Below are 19,501 nucleotides of genomic sequence, written 5' to 3' on the forward strand. Positions count from 1 at the left end.
GCTGCCTCCTCACTCGCCCTTGATACGCACGGCCAGGTTCTTGGTCCTGACGTAGCTGTAGAGCGCCTCCTGGCCTTTTTCCCGTCCGAAGCCCGAGAGCCCGACGCCGCCGAACGGCGTTTCGATGCCACCGGCATACCATTCGTTGACGAACACCTGGCCGGTGCACAGTCGCCGGGCACAGCGCAGGGCGCGATTGAGGTCCTGGGTGAATACGCCGGCCACCAGACCGAACACGGTGCCGTTGGCAATGGCGAGGGCCTCCTCTTCGCTGTCGAAGGGAATTACTGCCAGCACAGGGCCGAAGACTTCAGTCTGGGCTATCTCCATCTGCGCAGTCACATCGCGCAATACGGTTGGCGCCATGTAATGCCCGCTCAGGCCGCTGATGGCCTCGCCGCCGGTTGCGACCACCGCGCCTTGCTGCTGGGCACGTCGGCACAAGGCCTCGATGCCTTCGAGCTGAGCAGCAGAAATCACGGGGGTGTGGTCAGGGTTGTCCTGGCCCAGGCCCACGGTCAGCCCCTCGGCCATCGCTACCACGTCAGCTACAACCTCGTCGTAGATAGAGCGATGTACCAGCAAGCGCGACATGGCAGAGCACACCTGGCCGGCATTGAAGAAGATGCCGCTTTTAACGCTACTGATCAGTTGCTCACGATCGGCATCCGGGAACACTAGGGCCGCCGACTTCCCGCCCAGCTCCATGACGCTGGGAATAGCGTGTTCGGCGGCACTGCGCAGAATGCTCTGGCCGGTGCCGACGGAACCTGTGAAGACGATCTGGTCGACATCGCGATGGCCGGCCAGGTAGGCACCCACTTCACGACCACGGCCGCAGATCAGATTGACGGCCCCCTGTGGCAGGCCGGCACGCTCGATGGCCTGCATCAGCACGCACAGGCCCAGTGGCGACAGTTCCGGCGACTTGATCACTACCGCGTTGCCGGCCGCCAAGGCAGGGGCCAGGGAGCGGGCGCAGATGGATACCGGGAAATTCCACGGCACGATCTGCAGCGACACGCCCAAGGGGTCGTAGACGGTGAAATCTATGTAGCCGTCGCCCAGCGGAATCGACTTCCCTTCAATCTTGTCGGCCATGCCGGCGTAGTATTCGAAGTAGCGCGCGGCCTCGATGAATTCGTCACGGGCATCACGCAGGCTCTTGCCGTTTTCCTGGCAAAGCACCCACGCCCCTTCGTCGGTGATCGCACGAATCTGCGCGGCAACCTCAAGCAACCAGGTCACCCGCTGCGCAGGACGCACACGGTTCAGAGCGTTGCTGTCAGCACAGCGCCGAGCCGCCTGCAGGGCGCATTCGGCGTCGGCCACACTGGCTTGAGCGATGGTCGCCACAAGGTCCGTGGTGCCAGGGTTGTGGATGCTCAGGTGCTGCTCACTGTCGGTCCACTGGCCGTCGATGAAGTTCAGCCAGTGCGGAGCTATTGGATGCATGATGATCACCTCAGGCGCGTTGAGCACAGTCAAGCAACTGGCGGGCAGCCCACTTGTGGAAGTAGTGAGTCGGCAGATCCATTTCCGGCGAGAACGCACCGCCGCTGTAACCAGGCGAGGAGCGGCCCTTCTGCATGCCTTCGACCGAGGCGATGTCTTCGGCGAACACTACGCGCCAGGATTCCATTACCGCTTTGCGCGAGGCGTCGTAACGGCTGTCGAGCGCTTCGTCACCCACGTAGAACAGGCGCAGGTGCTCGATGGTTTTACCCGGCGCCACAGGCTCGAGCATCATGGCGAACGCATGGTCGGCCTGGATGCCCAGCAGCACATTGGGGAAGAACGCCACGTACTCAGCAGTGCGCAGGCGGTCCTGTGGCCAGGATGGGAAGATCGGCAAATGGGTACCGGCAACGGCCGAGAGGTTGTAGGCGTGGCTGCCTTGGCCAGCGAATTCCTCGAACATGATGTTGTAGTGGTCTTCCAGGCGCGAGTAGCTGTTCAGGCTCGGGTGCACCCACGGCAGGTGGTAGGCCTCACAGTAGTTCTCGACTGCTAGCTTCCAGTTGCAGTTGACCTCGATGCTCATAGCACCACCGTTCGCTTCACGACGCAGCAGACTCATGCCGTCATTGCCCAGGAACTGAGTCCAGCGTTCGGTCAACGGCTGCAGTTGCTCTTCAAGCGCCGGTGCCTCGCCAGACAGGTTGATGAACACCATGTCCATCCAGATCGTGGTGCGCAGCGCCTTCAGGCCGTGTTTCTCGCATGCGAAACGTTCGTCTTTGTGCTGGTTGATCCCGCCAATGTGCGGAGTGCCTTTGAGACCTCCGTTCAGGTCGTAGGTCCAGGAGTGGTAGGGGCAGCGGATCACACCCTGCACTTCACCCGCCTGTTGAACCAGTTTCACGCCGCGGTGGCTGCAGACGTTGTGAAACACCTGCACCAGGCCTTCACGGTTGCGCATCATCAGCAGCGGCAGGCCCATGAAATCGACCGGCTTGACGTAGCTGTTGGTCGGCAAGTCGCTGGCAAAACCTATACACGCCCAGTTACGCCCCAGCACTTCGTCGCGCTCGAGTTCGAAATAGCGCTGGTCGGTGTAGAACTCGTTGGTCAGGCCATGAGCTTCATGGATAGGCGCCAGAACGGTTTCCAAGACGTGGACGGGAATAAGGCGGGAGTCAGTCGATACGGTCATTTTTTGTTTTCTCTTGTTAGATGCACGGCAGGCAATGCCTTGATGCCTGGTGCCAGTTTCAGCAAGAGAAGAAGGGCGCGACAAACGATTTATTTCAACGCTATTTATCAGTTTTTATCATTAATGATTTATTCGTCGATGACGGCAGTGGTAGATAATCGTTGATGAACTGCCAGGCTCTGGAATTTTCAGATTAATGACTTTTGGTAATCAATTAATGACTAGAAATGGTTTGTCGAAGAGCGGGTAATTCTCCCATTTTGATAGGGCCCGAGAGAGCGTACCGCGCCTTGGGCCTGCGGGAAGACCGCCGCCAGGGATCCGGCACCTGCCTGTGGCAGCGGCTCTACCCAAACCGTGACATCAAACCCTTGAACAAAAACAATAGGGGATAACCAATGCGTGCCGAATCTGGCCTGCTCAAAGGCCTCAATCCCACCGTGACGATCTGGTCGTTACTGGCCGTAGTAGCCTTTGTGCTGTTTTGCGCCCTGTTTGCCGAACATGCAGCAGCGGTTTTTCAACGTGCATCCGACTTCATCCTGCAGAATTTCAAATGGTTCTACCTGATTTCCGTCACGGGTGTGCTGGGGCTACTGATCTATCTGATGTGCAGCAAGTTTGGGTCTATGAAGCTTGGGCGAGACGACGACAAACCCGAGTTCAGCTTCGGCTCCTGGATCGCCATGTTGTTCAGTGGCGGCATGGGCATCGGACTGATCTTCTGGTCGGTTGCCGAACCCATGTGGCATTACGCGGGCAACCCGTTCGCCACCGGCCTCACCGACGAAGCCGCCACCACAGCTATGCGAATTACCCTATTCCACTGGGGCCTGCATCCCTGGGCTATTTTCACCATCGTTGGCCTGGGCCTTGCTTACTTTGCCTATCGCAAGGGCTTGCCGCTGAGCATGCGCTCGATCCTTTACCCGCTGATTGGTGAGCGCATCTATGGGCCCATCGGACATGTGGTGGACATCCTTGCCGTGGTGATTACCGCGTTCGGTGTATCCCAGTCGCTGGGCCTGGGCGTGGTGCAAATGAACACCGGGCTGAGCCAGGTGTTTGACCTGCCCATCAGCCTGGGGGTGCAGATCACCCTGATCGTGCTCATTACCCTGGTTACTACCGTATCGGTGATGGCCGGCGTGTCGCGTGGCATGAAGCGCCTTTCGGAATGGAATATGCTGTTGTCGGTGGTGCTGGTGGTGTTGATCCTGCTGCTGGGGCCAACCCGCTACATCATCAACCTGATGTTGGAGAGCACCGGCGACTACGCCAGCCATGTAGTGGGTCTGAGCTTTTGGAGCGATACCCAGAAGGACAGCGGCTGGCAGAACTGGTGGACGGCGTTCTACTGGCCGTGGTGGATGACCTGGGGCCCGTTTGTCGGTCTGTTCATTGCGCGAATTTCCAAAGGCCGCAGCATCCGTGAACTGATCGCCGGCGCGCTGTTGGTACCCACCCTGGTGACGATCATCTGGATGTCGGTGTTCGGTGGTACCGCGCTCAAGGCTGAGCAGCTCGATCGTCAGCAGCACGCAGAACTGGTTGCCAGTGGTGAGCTGCAGGGCGACAAGGCCAAGTTCGATGGTGGCACGGTATTGCTGGCGACCAAGCAGGAAACCACCGCTGCCATGTTCACCCTGCTGCACAAGATCGACGCCGGTACGTTGGGCAAGGTGCTGAGCGTGCTGGTCTGTATCCTGCTGGCGACGTACTTCATCACCTCGGCCGACTCCGGCACCCAGGTGCTGTGTACGTTGAACTCCATGGGCAGCGCCAACCCGCCGCAGAGTATCCGCCTGCTCTGGTGCATCCTGGAAGGTGCTATAGCCATGGCTCTGCTGATGGCGGGGGGGCTCAAGGCGATCCAGATGGCGAGCATTGCAGCGGGATTGCCGATTGCGGGGTTCATCCTGCTGATTAGTTACACCCTGATGCGCAGCTTGCGCCAGGAGATGGCTGACGGCCTGCTTGATACGCCGCCGGGTGGGCGCCTGCCTATACCTGGGATTCACCCGCAAGGCATCACGCCGGTGGCTGGGCCCTTGGCCTGCGAGGGGCTTGATATGGGGCTGACAGCGAAGAAAGCCAGCTAACCTAAAGCCACCCTGGAAGACACAAGACCGACAGCCATCAGCTGTCGGTCTTGTGTTTTGGGCAGGCTATTTCTGCACCGAAGGCAGGGCCATCAACCAGTCCCGGAACAGCCGCACGCTTTCACGAGGACCACGCTCGGTGGACGACTCCAGCAGGCAGAACTTGGCGTCGGTCTGGAGTACCACATCGTTGGGCTTGACCAGCGCACCGGTGCTCAACGCATCGTCCACCAGGTTGCCCCAGGCCAGGGCCACGCCCTGGCCACTGATCGCCGACTGGATCAGCATACCGTAGCTGTTGATATTGACGCGATGCTTGGGGGTCATGGGCTCGTATCCCAGGCGCTTGAACCATTCGGGCCAACCTACCCAGTCGCGCTGGGAGTCTTCAAGCCAGAGCCAGGTACACGACGACAACCCTTCGATGCTGCTCAGTTGCGGATGCCTGGCCAGATAGGTCGGGCTGCACACCAGGAAGATTTCTTCCGAGAACAGCGGCGTGACAGCCATGTCCTTGGGCGGTGGGTTGCAGTAGTAAAGCGCCAGGTCGCTGTCGAGCCTGGCGTAATCCTTCACATGATCGTGGGCGATGATCCGCAGGTCGATGTTTTCATGGGCACTCTGGAATTCCGACACCTTGGGCAGTAACCACAGCGACGCCATGGCGGTACTGGTGGCAACGGTGACTTGTTGGTTGCCTTGCCACTGGCGTATATCGCCGGTGGCGCGGGCCAGGTGAAGCATGCATTCACGCACCGTTTCGTAATACTGCGCGCCGGTGGGGGTCAGGGACATGCTGCGGGTGGTACGGGTGAATAGTGCCTTGCCCAGGTAGTCCTCAAGAAGGCGAACCTGACGGCTAATTGCACCCTGGGTAACATTCAATTCCTTGGCGGCAAGGGTAAAGCTCAAGTGGCGTGCCGCAGACTCAAACGCATGAAGACTGTTGAGCGGCGGAAGAGGCTGGATTTTCACAGGCAGGGGTTCCACTCATTTTTATTATCATCCGCTCACTGGAGTGGCGGTTTCCTCCCTAACGCATTCAGGGCAGAACGAAGCAACCGGTTTACTATACTGCACATTTGCAGAAAGATATTCGTTCCCTGAATAGGCAATATCCCAATCACTTTTAATGACATTGAACGCGGCGTGCATTGTGTGACAGTGAACAAGCCGATTGAAGCCATAGCACCCTGGTCACCCGAATTCAGCAGCGAGCATGCGGAACTCGGAGCTCTTGATCACATGGCTTGGGGCCAGGATTTCGAAGGTTGCTGCCTTGGGATCAACCCAGGAGAGCAGCAAATTCCTTCTCATGTAATGACAGAAAAGGTTCATCAGTCTGAATTGGAAGGGGCATAAGCGAACGCCAGACCAAGGGGGAGACGGGACGCGAGAGAGACGGTTGAAACCGTCCGATGAAGGGAAACGAGCGCTTCCCCTCTACCGGCGACAGTTTTAATTGTTCGACGACTGTTTTAATTCAACGAAACCAAGTTGATCAACACCTGACTACCCGTTACTCGACAGTCACCGACTTGGCCAGATTACGCGGCTGGTCAACGTCGGTCCCCTTTAGCACGGCCACATAATAAGACAGCAACTGCAGCGGAATGGTGTACAGGATTGGCGCCAGGGCATCGGCAATGTGCGGCACCTTGATCACGTGGGTGCCTTCGCCATTGGTCATGCCAGCGTGCTCGTCGGCGAACACTACCAGCTCGCCACCACGGGCACGCACTTCCTGCAGGTTGGACTTCAGCTTCTCCAGCAGTTCGTTGTTGGGTGCAACGGTAACCACCGGCATGTCGTTGTCCACCAACGCCAGCGGGCCGTGCTTCAACTCGCCTGCAGGGTACGCTTCGGCGTGGATGTAGGAGATTTCTTTAAGCTTGAGAGCACCTTCCATCGCCACCGGGTACTGCGCGCCGCGGCCGAGGAACAGGGTATGGTGCTTGTCGGCGAAAAGCTCGGCAATTTTCTCGACGGTGGCATCCATGGCCAGGGCTTCGCCCAGGCGGGTCGGCAGGCGACGCAGCTCTTCAACCAGCTCAGCTTCGACACCGGCCTCCAGCGTACCGCGCACCTGACCAAGGGCCAGGGTCAGCAGCATCAGCGAAACCAGCTGGGTGGTGAATGCTTTGGTCGAAGCCACGCCGATTTCAGGGCCGGCCAAGGTCAGCAGGGTCAAGTCCGACTCGCGTACCAGCGAGCTGATACCTACGTTGCAGATCGCCAGGCTGCCGAGGAAACCCAACTCCTTGGCGTTGCGCAGTGCGGCCAAGGTATCGGCGGTTTCGCCGGACTGCGAGATGGAGACGAACAGCGTGTCTGCCTGCACCACCACCTTGCGGTAGCGGAACTCGCTGGCCACTTCTACCTGGCATGGGATGCCGGCCAGGCTTTCCAGCCAGTAACGCGCAACCATACCGGCGTGGTAGCTGGTGCCACAGGCAACGATCTGCACGTTGCGCACCTTGGCAAACAGGTCGGCAGCTTGCGGGCCAAAGGCCTGGACCAGCACGTTGTCCTTGCCCAGGCGGCCTTCAAGCGTGCGCTGAACAACGCTTGGCTGCTCGTGAATTTCCTTGAGCATGAAGTGGCGGTAAGCGCCCTTGTCGGCAGCCTCGGCACCTTCGTGATATTGCACGGTTTCGCGCTGGACCTTGTTGCCCTGCTGGTCCCAGATAGAGACCTGATCACGGCGGATTTCAGCGATGTCGCCTTCTTCCAGGTACATGAACCGGTCAGTAACCTGACGCAGCGCCAGCTGGTCGGACGCCAGGAAGTTCTCGCCAAGGCCCAGGCCGATAACCAGCGGGCTACCACTGCGCGCGGCCACCAGGCGGTCCGGCTGCTTGGCACTGATCAGCGCGAGGCCGTAAGCGCCGTGCAGGCGCTTCACCGCCGCCTTAAGGGCGTCGGTCAGGTCTGGAATGCTCTTCAGGGTGTGGTGGATCAGGTGGACGATGACTTCGGTATCGGTCTGCGAAGTGAAGACATAGCCCAGGCCCTTCAGCTCTTCGCGCAGCTCCTCGTGGTTCTCGATGATGCCGTTGTGCACCACGGCCACGTCATTGCCCGAGAAGTGCGGGTGGGCGTTGCCTTCAGTCGGCGCGCCGTGGGTAGCCCAGCGAGTGTGGGCAATACCCAGCTGGCCTGCCAATGGGTCATCAGCAACAGCAACCTCCAGCTCGCTGACCTTGCCGATGCGGCGGCGGCGCTGCAGTTCACCGTTCTGGGTGAGTACAGCCAAACCGGCGCTGTCGTAACCGCGGTATTCAAGACGCTTGAGGCCTTCGATCAGGATGGCTGTGATATTACGCTCGGCGACAGCACCAACGATTCCACACATGTTTTATTGCTCCTGGCTGATCGCGGCGCAGATCAGGTTGATGCCGCGGGCTTGAATTTGTTCGCGCGCTGCTGCTGGCAGGCGTTCATCTGTAATAAGGGTGTGCACGCTGCCCCAGGGCAGCTCGAGGTTAGGGATCTTGCGCCCCACCTTGTCCGACTCGACCATCACTATCACTTCACGGGCAACTTCGGCCATGACCCGGCTCAGCCCAAGCAGCTCGTTGAAGGTAGTGGTACCCCGGCCGAGGTCGATGCCGTCGGCACCGATGAATAATTGGTCGAAATCGTAGGAGCGCAGTACCTGCTCCGCGACCTGGCCTTGGAACGATTCGGAATGCGGGTCCCAGGTGCCACCGGTCATCAGCAGCACCGGCTCGTGTTCGAGGTCGCAGATTGCACGGGCCACATTGAGCGAATTGGTCATCACCACCAGGCCTGGCTGGCGCCCCAGTTCGGGGATCATTGCCGCCGTGGTGCTGCCGCTGTCGATGATAATGCGCGCATGTTCGCGGATACGCCCCACGGCGGCACGTGCAATGGCCTTTTTATAAGAAGAGACGGGTTGCGCCGGTTCACCGAGCAACTCTTGCGGCACCGGCACCGCCCCGCCATAGCGGCGTAACAACAAGCCGTTGGTTTCCAAGGCGGCGAGGTCTTTGCGAATGGTCACTTCCGAGGTGGCGAAACGCTTGGCCAACGCGTCCACACTTACCTCACCCTGCTCGCTGAGCAGAGCCAGAATATTGTGTCGCCGTTGTGGTGTGTTTCGTTTCGACATGTGCGTTTAAGTTTCGATTCGAAAGTTAGTGGTTGCAATCAAAACCTAAGACGCGCGATTCGTCAAGCTGTCGCTGACCTGTGGATTGTTTGCTTCTGCTTTGACGCGGCAGCGCCAATAAAAAAGCCGACTTATTCACATAAGTCGGCTTTCGATCGAAACGGCTGTGAATAACTCAGCTCTTCTTGATCTTCTCCGGGCGCTTCCAGCCCGAAATGTTGCGCTGGCGCGCTCGGGCTACAGCCAGGTCACCCGCTTCTACGGCCTGGGTGATGGTCGAGCCGGCTGCGGTGGTCGCGCCGGCCTTGATTTCCACAGGCGCCACCAGCGAGTTGTTCGAACCGATGAACACGTCTTCACCCATCACGGTCTTGAACTTGTTGGCGCCATCGTAGTTGCAGGTGATGGTGCCGGCGCCGATATTGGTGCGCGCACCGATTTCGGCATCCCCCAGGTAGGTCAGGTGACCAGCCTTGGCCCCTTCACCCAGGTGGGCGTTTTTCAGTTCGACGAAGTTACCCACATGGGCCTTGGCGTCCAGTACGCTGCCCGGACGCAGGCGGGCGAACGGGCCAGCATCGCTGCCTTCGCCCATCACAGCGCCTTCGAGGTGGCTGTTGGCCTTGACCACCGCGCCTTTGCGCAGGGTCGTGTTCTTGATCACGCAGTTAGGGCCGATCTGCACATCGTCTTCGATGACCACCTTGCCTTCGAGAATCACGTTGATGTCGATCAGTACATCACGACCAACGCTGACTTCACCACGAACATCGAAGCGTGCCGGGTCACGCAGGGTAACCCCCTGAGCCATCAGACGGCGGCCTTCACGCAACTGGTAGTGACGCTCCAGCTCGGAGAGCTGGCGGCGGTCGTTGGCGCCCTGCACTTCCATAGCGTCGTGTGGCTGTTCAGTTGCCACCACCAAGCCATCGGCCACTGCCATGGCAATTACGTCGGTCAGGTAATACTCGCCCTGGGCGTTGTTGTTCGACAGCCGGCCCATCCAGTCAGCCAGACGCGCGGCTGGCAGCGCCAGAATGCCGGTGTTGCCTTCCTTGATCGCTTTTTGAGCGTCGTTGGCGTCCTTGTGCTCAACGATGGCAGTTACCCTGCCCTGCTCGTCACGCACGATCCGGCCATAACCGGTCGGATCGTCGAGGGTGACTGTCAGCAGTCCCAGCTGCTGATCGTTGGCCTTCGCCAACAGACGCTGCAGGGTCTCCACTTCGATCAACGGCACGTCGCCGTACAACACCAGCACGGTATCAGCGGTCAGCGCTGGCAGTGCCTGGGCAACAGCATGACCGGTACCCAGCTGTTTATCCTGCATGACGAAATTCAGGTCGTCAGCGGCCAAGCGCTCGCGAACCAGCTCGGCACCATGGCCAATGACCACATGAATACCTTGCGGCTGAAGTTGGCGCGCGCTGTGGATAACATGGCCGAGCATGGAATTGCCAGCTACCGGGTGCAACACTTTGGGCAGCGCCGAGCGCATGCGGGTGCCTTGGCCGGCGGCGAGAATAACGATATCGAGTGACATTACTGGCTACCAATCCTGGGCGGTCAGTGAAAGACCGGGGGAGAAAACAGAAAAAGAAAAAGGGTAGCCGAGGCTACCCTTTTACTCAATCGCAACAGAAGTTATCAGCCGGGGCCGATTACTTGCCTTTGCGCATTTGCTGGACGGTACGCAGCTGGGCTGCGGCCTCGGCCAGACGTGCGGCGGCGGCACTGTAGTCGAAGTCCGCGCCTTTCAGATTCAGGGCGTTCTCGGCAGCCTTGAGGGCCTCCTGAGCCTGAGCTTCATCCAGGTCTGTAGCACGTTGCACGGTATCGGCAAGCACCTTGACCATGTTCGGCTGAACCTCGAGGAAACCACCAGAGATGTAGAACACCTCTTGTGCGCCACCCTGCTTGGTCAGCGTGATCGGACCAGGCTTGAGATTGGTGATCAGCGGCGCATGGCCTGGAGCGATACCAAGATCACCCAGGTTACCGTGCGCAACCACCATCTCGACCAGGCCGGAGAAGATCTCTCCTTCCGCGCTGACGATATCGCAATGGACTGTCATAGCCATCTGCTTGCCTCAACCTGATAGCGCCCCTTGCGGGGCGCAGGAATTACAGTTTCTTGGCTTTCTCGATCGCTTCGTCGATGCTGCCGACCATGTAGAACGCTTGTTCTGGCAGGTGGTCGTAGTCACCTTTGAGGATGCCGCTGAAGCCAGCGATGGTATCTTTCAGGGAAACGTACTTACCTGGCGAACCGGTGAAGACTTCTGCCACGAAGAACGGCTGCGACAGGAAGCGCTGGATCTTACGAGCGCGGGCTACCAGTTGCTTGTCGGCTTCGGACAGTTCGTCCATACCCAGGATCGCAATGATGTCCTTCAGCTCTTTGTAGCGCTGCAGAACATACTGAACGCCACGAGCGGTCTCGTAGTGCTCGTTGCCGATCACGTTCGGGTCCAGCTGGCGCGAAGTCGAGTCCAGTGGGTCGACCGCTGGGTAGATACCCAGGGAGGCGATGTCACGGGACAGAACGACGGTGGCGTCCAAGTGGGCGAAGGTGGTCGCTGGCGACGGGTCGGTCAAGTCGTCCGCAGGTACATATACGGCCTGTACGGAGGTGATCGAACCTTCCTTGGTGGAGGTGATGCGCTCTTGCAGAACGCCCATCTCTTCAGCCAGGGTCGGCTGGTAACCTACTGCCGAAGGCATACGGCCCAGCAGTGCGGATACTTCGGTACCGGCCAGGGTGTAACGATAGATGTTGTCGACGAACAGCAGAACGTCGTTACCTTCGTCACGGAACTTCTCGGCCATGGTCAGGCCGGTCAGCGCTACACGCAGACGGTTTCCTGGTGGCTCGTTCATCTGACCGTAGACCAGCGCTACTTTGTCGAGAACGTTGGAGTCCTTCATCTCGTGGTAGAAGTCGTTACCCTCACGAGTACGCTCACCCACACCAGCGAACACGGAGTAACCGCTGTGTTCCATGGCGATGTTACGGATCAGTTCCATCATGTTTACGGTCTTGCCGACACCGGCACCACCGAACAGACCAACTTTACCACCCTTGGCGAACGGGCAAACCAGGTCGATAACCTTGATGCCGGTTTCCAGCAGGTCGTTGCCGCCTGCCTGGTCAGCGAACGAAGGCGCTGGCTGGTGGATACCGCGACGCTCTTCTTCGCCGATCGGGCCGGCTTCGTCGATCGGGTTGCCCAGTACGTCCATGATACGGCCCAGGGTGGCCTTACCAACTGGAACGGAAATGGCAGCGCCGGTGTCGACGACATCCAGACCGCGCTTCAGGCCTTCGGTCGAGCCCATCGCAATGGTACGAACCACGCCGTCGCCCAGCTGCTGCTGAACTTCCAGGGTGGTTTCCGCGCCTTGTACTTTAAGCGCGTTGTATACACTCGGCACGACGTCACGTGGGAATTCCACGTCGATGACGGCGCCGATGATTTGAACGATACGTCCGCTACTCATAGCTGGATCCTCTGAATATGTGAACCGTTAAACCGCGGCAGCGCCGCCGACGATTTCCGAGATCTCCTGGGTGATCGCAGCCTGACGCGCCTTGTTGTAGATCAACTGAAGCTCTTTGATCAAATCACCGGCGTTGTCTGTGGCGTTCTTCATGGCGATCATCCGGGCCGCTTGTTCAGCAGCGTTGTTCTCGACCACCGCCTGGTATACCTGCGACTCCACGTAGCGCACCATCAAGCCGTCCAGCAGCTCTTTTGCGTCGGGTTCGTACAGGTAGTCCCAGTGATGCTTGAGATCCTGATCCGGGGTTGCCACCAACGGTACCAATTGCTCGACCGTCGGCTTCTGGGTCATGGTATTGATGAACTTGTTCGAAACCACCGAGAGGCGATCGATACGGCCGTCCAGGTAGGCGTCCAGCATCACTTTGACGGAGCCGATCAGATCGTTGATCGATGGCTCTTCGCCCAAGTGGCTGATCGCTGCTACGACGTTGCCGCCAAAGATGCGGAAGAAAGTCGCACCCTTGCTGCCGATCACGCACAGGTCGATTTCCACGCCCTGTTCGCGGTTTGCGCTCATGTCCTTGACCAGGGCCTTGAACAGGTTGGTGTTCAAGCCACCGCACAGACCACGGTCACTGCTCACCACGATATAACCAGCGCGCTTTACAGGGCGCTCGATCATGAACGGGTGGCGGTATTCCGGGTTGGCGTTGGCCAGATGACCGATCACCTGGCGGATACGTTCCGCGTAAGGACGGCTAGCAGCCATGCGCATTTGTGCCTTGCGCATCTTGCTGACCGCCACTTTCTCCATGGCGCTGGTAATTTTTTGCGTGCTTTTGATGCTCGCAATCTTACTGCGAATCTCTTTTGCGCCTGCCATGTATCACCTATCAGGTTAGCAAGCGGGGGCCTGAGCCCCCGCTGCGGCTTACCAGGTCTGGGTGGCCTTGAACTTCTCGATACCGGCTTTCAGGCCTGCGTCGATTTCGTCGTTGAAGTCACCCTTCACGTTGATCTTCGCCATCAGTTCAGCGTGATCACGGTTGAAGAAGGCGATCAGAGCTTGCTCGAAGCTGCCGATCTTGGAGACTTCTACGTCGATCAGGAAGCCACGCTCAGCGGCGTACAGCGACAGAGCCATGTCCGCGATGGACATCGGCGCGTACTGCTTCTGCTTCATCAGCTCGGTAACGCGCTGACCATGCTCCAGCTGCTTGCGGGTCGCTTCGTCCAGATCGGACGCGAACTGGGCGAATGCAGCCAGTTCACGGTACTGAGCCAGAGCGGTACGAATACCACCGGACAGCTTCTTGATGATCTTGGTCTGAGCGGCACCACCTACGCGGGATACCGAAACACCGGCGTTCACTGCAGGGCGGATGCCCGAGTTGAACATCGCCGATTCCAGGAAGATCTGACCGTCAGTGATGGAAATCACGTTGGTCGGAACGAACGCAGAAACGTCGCCAGCCTGGGTTTCGATGATCGGCAGAGCGGTGAGGGAACCGGTTTTGCCAGTGACAGCACCGTTGGTGAACTTCTCGACGTACTCTTCCGAAACGCGCGATGCACGCTCCAGCAGACGGGAGTGGAGATAGAACACGTCGCCTGGGTATGCTTCGCGTCCTGGTGGACGACGCAGCAGCAGGGAGATCTGACGGTAGGCAACGGCCTGCTTGGACAGGTCATCGTAAACGATCAGTGCGTCTTCACCGCGGTCGCGGAAGAACTCGCCCATGGTGCAACCGGCGTATGGCGCCAGGAATTGCAGTGCGGCGGATTCCGAAGCACTGGCAACAACCACGATGGTGTTGGCCAGGGCGCCGTTTTCTTCCAGCTTGCGAACGATGTTGGCAACGGTGGAACGCTTCTGGCCGACAGCAACATAAACGCAGAAAATACCGGAGTCTTTCTGGTTGATGATGGCGTCGATGGCCATGGCGGTCTTGCCGATCTGACGGTCGCCAATGATCAGCTCACGCTGGCCACGGCCGACAGGGATCATGGCGTCGACGGATTTGTAACCAGTCTGTACAGGCTGGTCTACCGACTTACGCCAGATCACGCCTGGAGCAACTTTCTCGACAGCGTCGGTCTGGGTGTTGCCCAGAGGACCTTTGCCGTCGATCGGGTTGCCCAGTGCGTCGACGACGCGACCCAGCAGTTCCTTACCAACCGGAACTTCCAGGATGCGGCCGGTGCACTTGGCGCTCATGCCTTCGGCGAGGGTGTCGTATGCACCCAGGATCACTGCACCTACGGAGTCTTGCTCCAGGTTCAGGGCCATGCCGTAGACGCCGCCAGGGAACTCGATCATTTCGCCGTACATGACGTCGGCCAGACCGTGGATCCGCACGATACCGTCGGATACCGAAACGACGGTACCTTCGTTACGGGCTTGGGAGCTCACATCGAGGTTATCGATGCGGCCCTTGATGATTTCACTAATTTCGGAAGGATTGAGTTGCTGCATTGCTCTGCTGCCCCTTCAAACTCAAGATTTCAATGCTTCGGCCAGTTTCGCGATTTTGCCGCGAACAGAGCCATCGATTACCAGGTCACCAGCGCGGATGACGACGCCGCCAATCAGGCTGGCATCCTCCGACGCGTGCAGGCGCACTTCCTGGCCTAACCGTGCACTGAGAACCTTGGCGAGTTTGTCTTGCTGTTCTTGGTTCAACGCGAAGGCACTGGTGACTTCCACGTCCACGGATTTCTCTTGCTCGGCCTTGTACAGGTCGAACAGGGCGGCAATCTCCGGCAGAAGCAGGAGACGGTCGTTTTCCGCGGCAACATGAATGAAATTCTGTGCCTGTGCATTGAACTTGTCACCGCACACGTCAATGAACGTGGCGGCCTTTTCTGCGCTCGTCAGTCGCGGGGCCTTGAGCAGGCGCTGCATGGTGTCGTCTTGCGACACCGCAGCAGCCAGGCCGAGCATGGCTGACCAATTGGCCAGTTGCTGATGGGCCTGGGCATGCTCAAAGGCAGCCTTAGCGTAAGGTCGGGCCAACGTGGTCAGTTCTGCCATGATCGCCCTCGCTTAAATTTCAGCGGCCAGTTTGTTAACCAGCTCCGCATGCGCGTTTTGATCGATTGTGGCGCCAAGGATCTTTTCAGCACCACCAACGGCCAGAGCACCCACTTGGGCACGCAGGGCGTCTTTAGCGCTGTTCAGTTCCTGTTCGATCTCGGCCAGAGCCTGAGCCTTCACACGGTCAGCTTCGACGCGGGCCTGTTCACGGGCTTCCTCGACAAGCTGAGCAGCGCGTTTCTTGCTTTGCTCGATGATTTCGGCTGCTTGTGCTTTAGCTTCACGCAGTTGCTGACCCGCTTTCTCTTGGGCCAGCTCCAGGTCGCGAGCTGCGCGGTTGGCAGCGTCCAAGCCGTCGGCAATCTTCTTTTGGCGCTCTTGCAGAGCAGTGATGACCGGAGGCCATACATACTTCATGCAGAAGAGTACAAAAATCAGGAAAGCAACGGATTGGCCAATCAGGGTTGCATTAATGTTCACGCCAACACCTCGCTCGGTCTTAATTCATACAGCCATCAACTCGTGGTGACGAGTGATTAGCCGGCGATCTGACCAACGAACGGATTCGCGAAGGTGAAGAACAGAGCGATACCAACACCGATCATGGTTACGGCGTCGAGCAGACCGGCAACGATGAACATTTTGACCTGCAGCATCGGAACCATTTCTGGCTGACGAGCAGCGCCTTCCAGGAATTTGCCACCCAGCAGGCCGAAACCAATGGCGGTACCCAGAGCACCCAGGCCGATCAGCAGAGCAACAGCGATAGCGGTCAGACCAACTACAGTTTCCATCTTTCCTCCCGACTTTTACGTCGTATTGGTTAGGTTTTTAGTTTGAAGCGGTAAAACAAATCGTTTGGTACAGCATGCCCTTGCGGACTTTTTAAGCCCTCCCCCCGTACAGGCAGGGAAGGCTATCAGACACGCCAGGCGGTCTTAATGGTTATCTTCGTGAGCCATCGACAGGTAGACGATGGTCAGCATCATGAAGATGAAAGCTTGCAGGGTGATGATCAGGATGTGGAACACAGCCCACGCCCATTGCAGCACCACACCCAGGCCGCTGAGCCACAGCAGGCCGGAGCCGAACATAACAGCGATCAGGATGAACACCAGCTCGCCAGCATACATGTTGCCGAACAGACGCAGTGCCAGCGAGATCGGTTTGGCGATCAGGGTGACGAATTCCAGCAGGAAGTTGACCGGAATCAGCAGGATCTGCACGAAGATATTCTTGCTGCCAAACGGGTGCAGGGTCAGCTCACCGATGAAGCCGCCCAGTCCCTTGACCTTGATGCTGTAGAAGATGATCAGGGCGAAAACGCAGAAGGCCATGGCCAGGGTCGCGTTCGGGTCGGTGGTCGACACGGCGCGGAACGGAATGTGCGGGTCACCGGAAATCAGGATGGCCAGCTGAGGAATCCAGTCGACCGGTACCAGGTCGACGGCGTTCATCAGGAATACCCAGACGAAAATGGTCAGCGCCAGTGGTGCGATTACCGGGCTACGGCCGTGGAAGGAGTCCTTCACGCTGCCGTTGACGAAGTCGACCATCACCTCAACGAAGTTCTGCAGACCGCCAGGTTGGCCGGAAGTCGCCTTCTTGGCCGCCATGCGGAAGATCAACAGGAAGATCAGACCCAGCGCGACGGACCAACCCAGGGTGTCCAGGTGGAACGCCCAGAAGCCCATTGCCTTGGCTTCTGCAGCCGAATGGGCGAAGCCCCAGCTGCCGTCTGGTAGTTGACCGTAGGTCAGGTTCTGCAAGTGGTGCTGGATATAGCCCGAAGCGGTTTCTGCTGCCATGGTTGCCTCAAACGCCCTAAGGTCTCGAAAGTCTTTTATTCATCAGCAGGGGCGCGAACCAGCTGACCAAAAGGGTCAACACGAAGACGCCGAATACTGCTAGCGGCGCCAGTGGCTTCACTCCTGCAAAGGTCAGTGCAAAAAGCACTGCCGTCAAAATCATCTTGCCTGCCTCGCCAGCGTAAAACGACTTGACGATAGCTTGTGCCGCCCGAGCCCCGCTGAAGCGAAAAGCCTTCCAGGCGAAATACACATTGGGCAGCCAGGCAATCAAACCTCCGCAAAGGCCTGAATATCCACTGACCGACCCTTTCCACTGCCACACCACCAAGGTTGCCAGCAGCAGTACGACAAATTGAGCCAGCAGTACCGGAAAAACCGCCCAGCGATGGAAAGGCAGGCGGTTTGGCGTGCGTATTTCCATCACAACTGCTCCTCGGAAGTCGACCAACAAGTCAGCTATGACTTGGCATAATTTGTGCCGACAAAATGCGCGCAGAGTATAGGGGTGGATTAACCCCTATTCAACTCTTCGGTAGTGATTTCCGACTTCGCGCTACAACAGGAATTGTTTCAGCGGATGTGAGCGAGCACGCCTTGCAACTCATCAAGCGAGTTGTAGCGAATAACCAACTGGCCTTTGCCCTTGTTGCCATGACGGATCTGCACGGCCGAGCCCAGGCGCTCTGCGAGCCGCTGTTCAAGGCGTGCGATATCCGGATCAGGTTTGCTCGGTTCGACCGGATCAGGCTTGTCGCTGAGCCACTGACGGACCAGTGCCTCGGTTTGGCGCACGGTGAGGCCACGTGCGACAACATGACGCGCCCCCTCCTCCTGACGATTTTCATCCAGGCCGAGCAATGCACGGGCGTGCCCCATCTCCAGATCACCGTGGGCGAGCATGGTCTTGATCGCATCAGGCAAGGTAATGAGGCGCAGCAGGTTGGCCACAGTCACCCGCGACTTGCCCACAGCGTCAGCCACCTGCTGCTGAGTGAGCTCGAATTCCTGTTGCAGGCGCTGCAGGGCCATGGCCTCTTCCAGTGGGTTGAGGTCTTCGCGCTGGATGTTCTCGATCAATGCCATGGCGATGGCGGCTTCGTCGGGCACTTCGCGGACCATGGCCGGGATCGTGTCCAGGCCGGCCTGCTGGGTAGCGCGCCAACGGCGCTCACCGGCGATGATCTCGTATCGGTTGTCGCCAATCGGGCGTACCACGATCGGTTGCATCACACCATGGTTGCGAATCGAGTGCGCAAGCTCTTCCAGCGCCTCCGGGTCCATGTCCCGGCGAGGCTGATACTTGCCGCGCTGGACCAGCTCGACCGGCAGGTGTTGCAGTTCTTTCTGGTCGATCTTCACAGCCTGCTCTTCGAGCGCGCTGACGGAAGGACCACTGAGCAGTGCATCCAACCCACGTCCGAGACCCCGTTTCTTGACGGCCATACGGATTCCTTAAGTTGTTTGTGCAGTGCGTGATGGACGGCGTTGACGGCGTACCAGTTCCCCAGCCAGGGCCAGGTACGCCAGCGCGCCCCGCGATTGCTTGTCGTAAGCAAGGGCTGGCATGCCGAAGCTGGGGGCCTCGGCCAAGCGAATGTTGCGCGGAATGACCGTGTCGTACAGCTGAGGGCCAAAGTGCTCCTTCAACTGTGCCGAAACATCGTTGTTCAGGCTCAGACGCGGATCGTACATGGTCCGCAGCAGGCCCTCGATCTTCAACTCCGGGTTCAACCGGGCGGCGATACGCTTGATGTTATCCACAAGGTCGCTGAGACCTTCCAGTGCGTAGTACTCACACTGCATGGGGATAATCACGCCATCGGAAGCGACCAGAGCATTCAGCGTGAGCATCGACAGCGACGGCGGGCAGTCGATGAGGATGTAGTCGTAGTTATCGCGAATAGGCGCCAGGGCGTTGCGCAGACGGCTTTCCTTGACCTGCATTTCCAGCAGCACCACCTCAGCGGCGGTCAGGTCACGGTTGGCCGGCAGCAACTGGAAGCCTCCGTGCTCGGAGTAGTGCATAGCCTGGGCCAAGTCGCACTCCCCGATCAGCAGGTCGTAGACCGAATGCTCGAGCTCGTGCTTGTCCACACCGCTGCCCATGGTGGCGTTGCCCTGCGGATCGAGGTCGATCAGCAGGACACGACGCTTGGTCGCAGCCAGCGAGGCGGCGAGATTGATACAGGTGGTTGTCTTGCCCACACCACCTTTCTGGTTCGCGATTGCGAATACCTTAGCCATTGTTGCGAGT

The 19,501-nt window shown here is 58.8% G+C and carries 18 protein-coding genes; 1 reads left to right on the forward strand and 17 read right to left on the reverse strand.

Annotation, left to right across the window (positions count from 1 at the left end; all coding sequences use genetic code 11):
* Window positions 1-9: 9 nt before the first annotated feature.
* Window positions 10-1,455, reverse strand: a complete 1,446-nt coding sequence (locus LMH93_RS26945; RefSeq protein WP_010955853.1) for an aldehyde dehydrogenase family protein — start codon at window positions 1,453-1,455, stop codon at window positions 10-12.
* A 10-nt stretch (window positions 1,456-1,465) separates the two neighbouring features.
* Window positions 1,466-2,656, reverse strand: a complete 1,191-nt coding sequence (locus LMH93_RS26950; RefSeq protein ID WP_003253228.1) for an aromatic ring-hydroxylating oxygenase subunit alpha — start codon at window positions 2,654-2,656, stop codon at window positions 1,466-1,468.
* A 398-nt stretch (window positions 2,657-3,054) separates the two neighbouring features.
* Here LMH93_RS26950 and LMH93_RS26955 point away from each other — a divergent pair, with 398 nt between their 5' ends.
* Complete coding sequence (locus LMH93_RS26955; protein WP_047603746.1) at window positions 3,055-4,758, forward strand: BCCT family transporter; 1,704 nt, start codon at window positions 3,055-3,057, stop codon at window positions 4,756-4,758.
* Between the two features lie 66 nt (window positions 4,759-4,824).
* Here LMH93_RS26955 and LMH93_RS26960 read toward each other — a convergent pair whose 3' ends face one another.
* The 15 genes from LMH93_RS26960 to LMH93_RS27030 form a co-directional block, all read right to left on the reverse strand.
* Complete coding sequence (locus LMH93_RS26960; RefSeq protein WP_003253225.1) at window positions 4,825-5,733, reverse strand: LysR substrate-binding domain-containing protein; 909 nt, start codon at window positions 5,731-5,733, stop codon at window positions 4,825-4,827.
* A gap of 544 nt (window positions 5,734-6,277) precedes the next feature.
* Window positions 6,278-8,113, reverse strand: coding sequence for a glutamine--fructose-6-phosphate transaminase (isomerizing) (gene glmS / locus LMH93_RS26965; protein ID WP_004575180.1), 1,836 nt, complete (start codon window positions 8,111-8,113; stop codon window positions 6,278-6,280).
* A gap of 3 nt (window positions 8,114-8,116) precedes the next feature.
* The gene (locus tag LMH93_RS26970) at window positions 8,117-8,893 is read right to left on the reverse strand and encodes a DeoR/GlpR family DNA-binding transcription regulator (protein ID WP_003253204.1); all 777 of its coding nucleotides are present in this window, start codon (window positions 8,891-8,893) and stop codon (window positions 8,117-8,119) included.
* A gap of 175 nt (window positions 8,894-9,068) precedes the next feature.
* Window positions 9,069-10,436: a bifunctional UDP-N-acetylglucosamine diphosphorylase/glucosamine-1-phosphate N-acetyltransferase GlmU gene (gene glmU, locus LMH93_RS26975; protein ID WP_003253201.1), complete on the reverse strand. Its 1,368-nt coding sequence runs from the start codon at window positions 10,434-10,436 to the stop codon at window positions 9,069-9,071.
* A 118-nt stretch (window positions 10,437-10,554) separates the two neighbouring features.
* Complete coding sequence (locus tag LMH93_RS26980) at window positions 10,555-10,974, reverse strand: F0F1 ATP synthase subunit epsilon (protein WP_003253199.1); 420 nt, start codon at window positions 10,972-10,974, stop codon at window positions 10,555-10,557.
* Window positions 10,975-11,017: 43 nt separating this feature from the next.
* On the reverse strand, window positions 11,018-12,394 hold the full coding sequence (gene atpD / locus LMH93_RS26985) for a F0F1 ATP synthase subunit beta (protein ID WP_003253197.1): 1,377 nt from the start codon (window positions 12,392-12,394) through the stop codon (window positions 11,018-11,020).
* Window positions 12,395-12,421: 27 nt separating this feature from the next.
* Complete coding sequence (gene atpG / locus LMH93_RS26990; protein WP_003253195.1) at window positions 12,422-13,282, reverse strand: F0F1 ATP synthase subunit gamma; 861 nt, start codon at window positions 13,280-13,282, stop codon at window positions 12,422-12,424.
* A 48-nt stretch (window positions 13,283-13,330) separates the two neighbouring features.
* Window positions 13,331-14,875 (reverse strand): F0F1 ATP synthase subunit alpha, encoded by a 1,545-nt coding sequence (atpA, locus tag LMH93_RS26995; RefSeq protein WP_003253193.1) that lies wholly within the window; start codon window positions 14,873-14,875, stop codon window positions 13,331-13,333.
* A 21-nt stretch (window positions 14,876-14,896) separates the two neighbouring features.
* A complete protein-coding gene (locus LMH93_RS27000; protein ID WP_003253191.1) occupies window positions 14,897-15,433 on the reverse strand; it encodes a F0F1 ATP synthase subunit delta in 537 nt (178 codons plus the stop codon).
* Between the two features lie 12 nt (window positions 15,434-15,445).
* Window positions 15,446-15,916 (reverse strand): F0F1 ATP synthase subunit B, encoded by a 471-nt coding sequence (locus tag LMH93_RS27005; RefSeq protein WP_003253189.1) that lies wholly within the window; start codon window positions 15,914-15,916, stop codon window positions 15,446-15,448.
* 56 nt (window positions 15,917-15,972) lie between these two features.
* On the reverse strand, window positions 15,973-16,230 hold the full coding sequence (atpE, locus tag LMH93_RS27010; RefSeq protein WP_003097235.1) for a F0F1 ATP synthase subunit C: 258 nt from the start codon (window positions 16,228-16,230) through the stop codon (window positions 15,973-15,975).
* Between the two features lie 144 nt (window positions 16,231-16,374).
* Window positions 16,375-17,244: a F0F1 ATP synthase subunit A gene (gene atpB, locus LMH93_RS27015; RefSeq protein WP_003253188.1), complete on the reverse strand. Its 870-nt coding sequence runs from the start codon at window positions 17,242-17,244 to the stop codon at window positions 16,375-16,377.
* 16 nt (window positions 17,245-17,260) lie between these two features.
* Window positions 17,261-17,668 (reverse strand): F0F1 ATP synthase subunit I, encoded by a 408-nt coding sequence (locus tag LMH93_RS27020; RefSeq protein ID WP_003253187.1) that lies wholly within the window; start codon window positions 17,666-17,668, stop codon window positions 17,261-17,263.
* Between the two features lie 149 nt (window positions 17,669-17,817).
* Complete coding sequence (locus tag LMH93_RS27025; protein ID WP_003253185.1) at window positions 17,818-18,690, reverse strand: ParB/RepB/Spo0J family partition protein; 873 nt, start codon at window positions 18,688-18,690, stop codon at window positions 17,818-17,820.
* Window positions 18,691-18,699: 9 nt separating this feature from the next.
* Window positions 18,700-19,491 (reverse strand): ParA family protein, encoded by a 792-nt coding sequence (locus LMH93_RS27030; protein ID WP_003253182.1) that lies wholly within the window; start codon window positions 19,489-19,491, stop codon window positions 18,700-18,702.
* Window positions 19,492-19,501 lie beyond the last annotated feature (10 nt).

Origin of the sequence: Pseudomonas sp. CIP-10 (genome assembly GCF_020911845.1) — a bacterium.
Lineage (GTDB): Bacteria > Pseudomonadota > Gammaproteobacteria > Pseudomonadales > Pseudomonadaceae > Aquipseudomonas > Aquipseudomonas alloputida.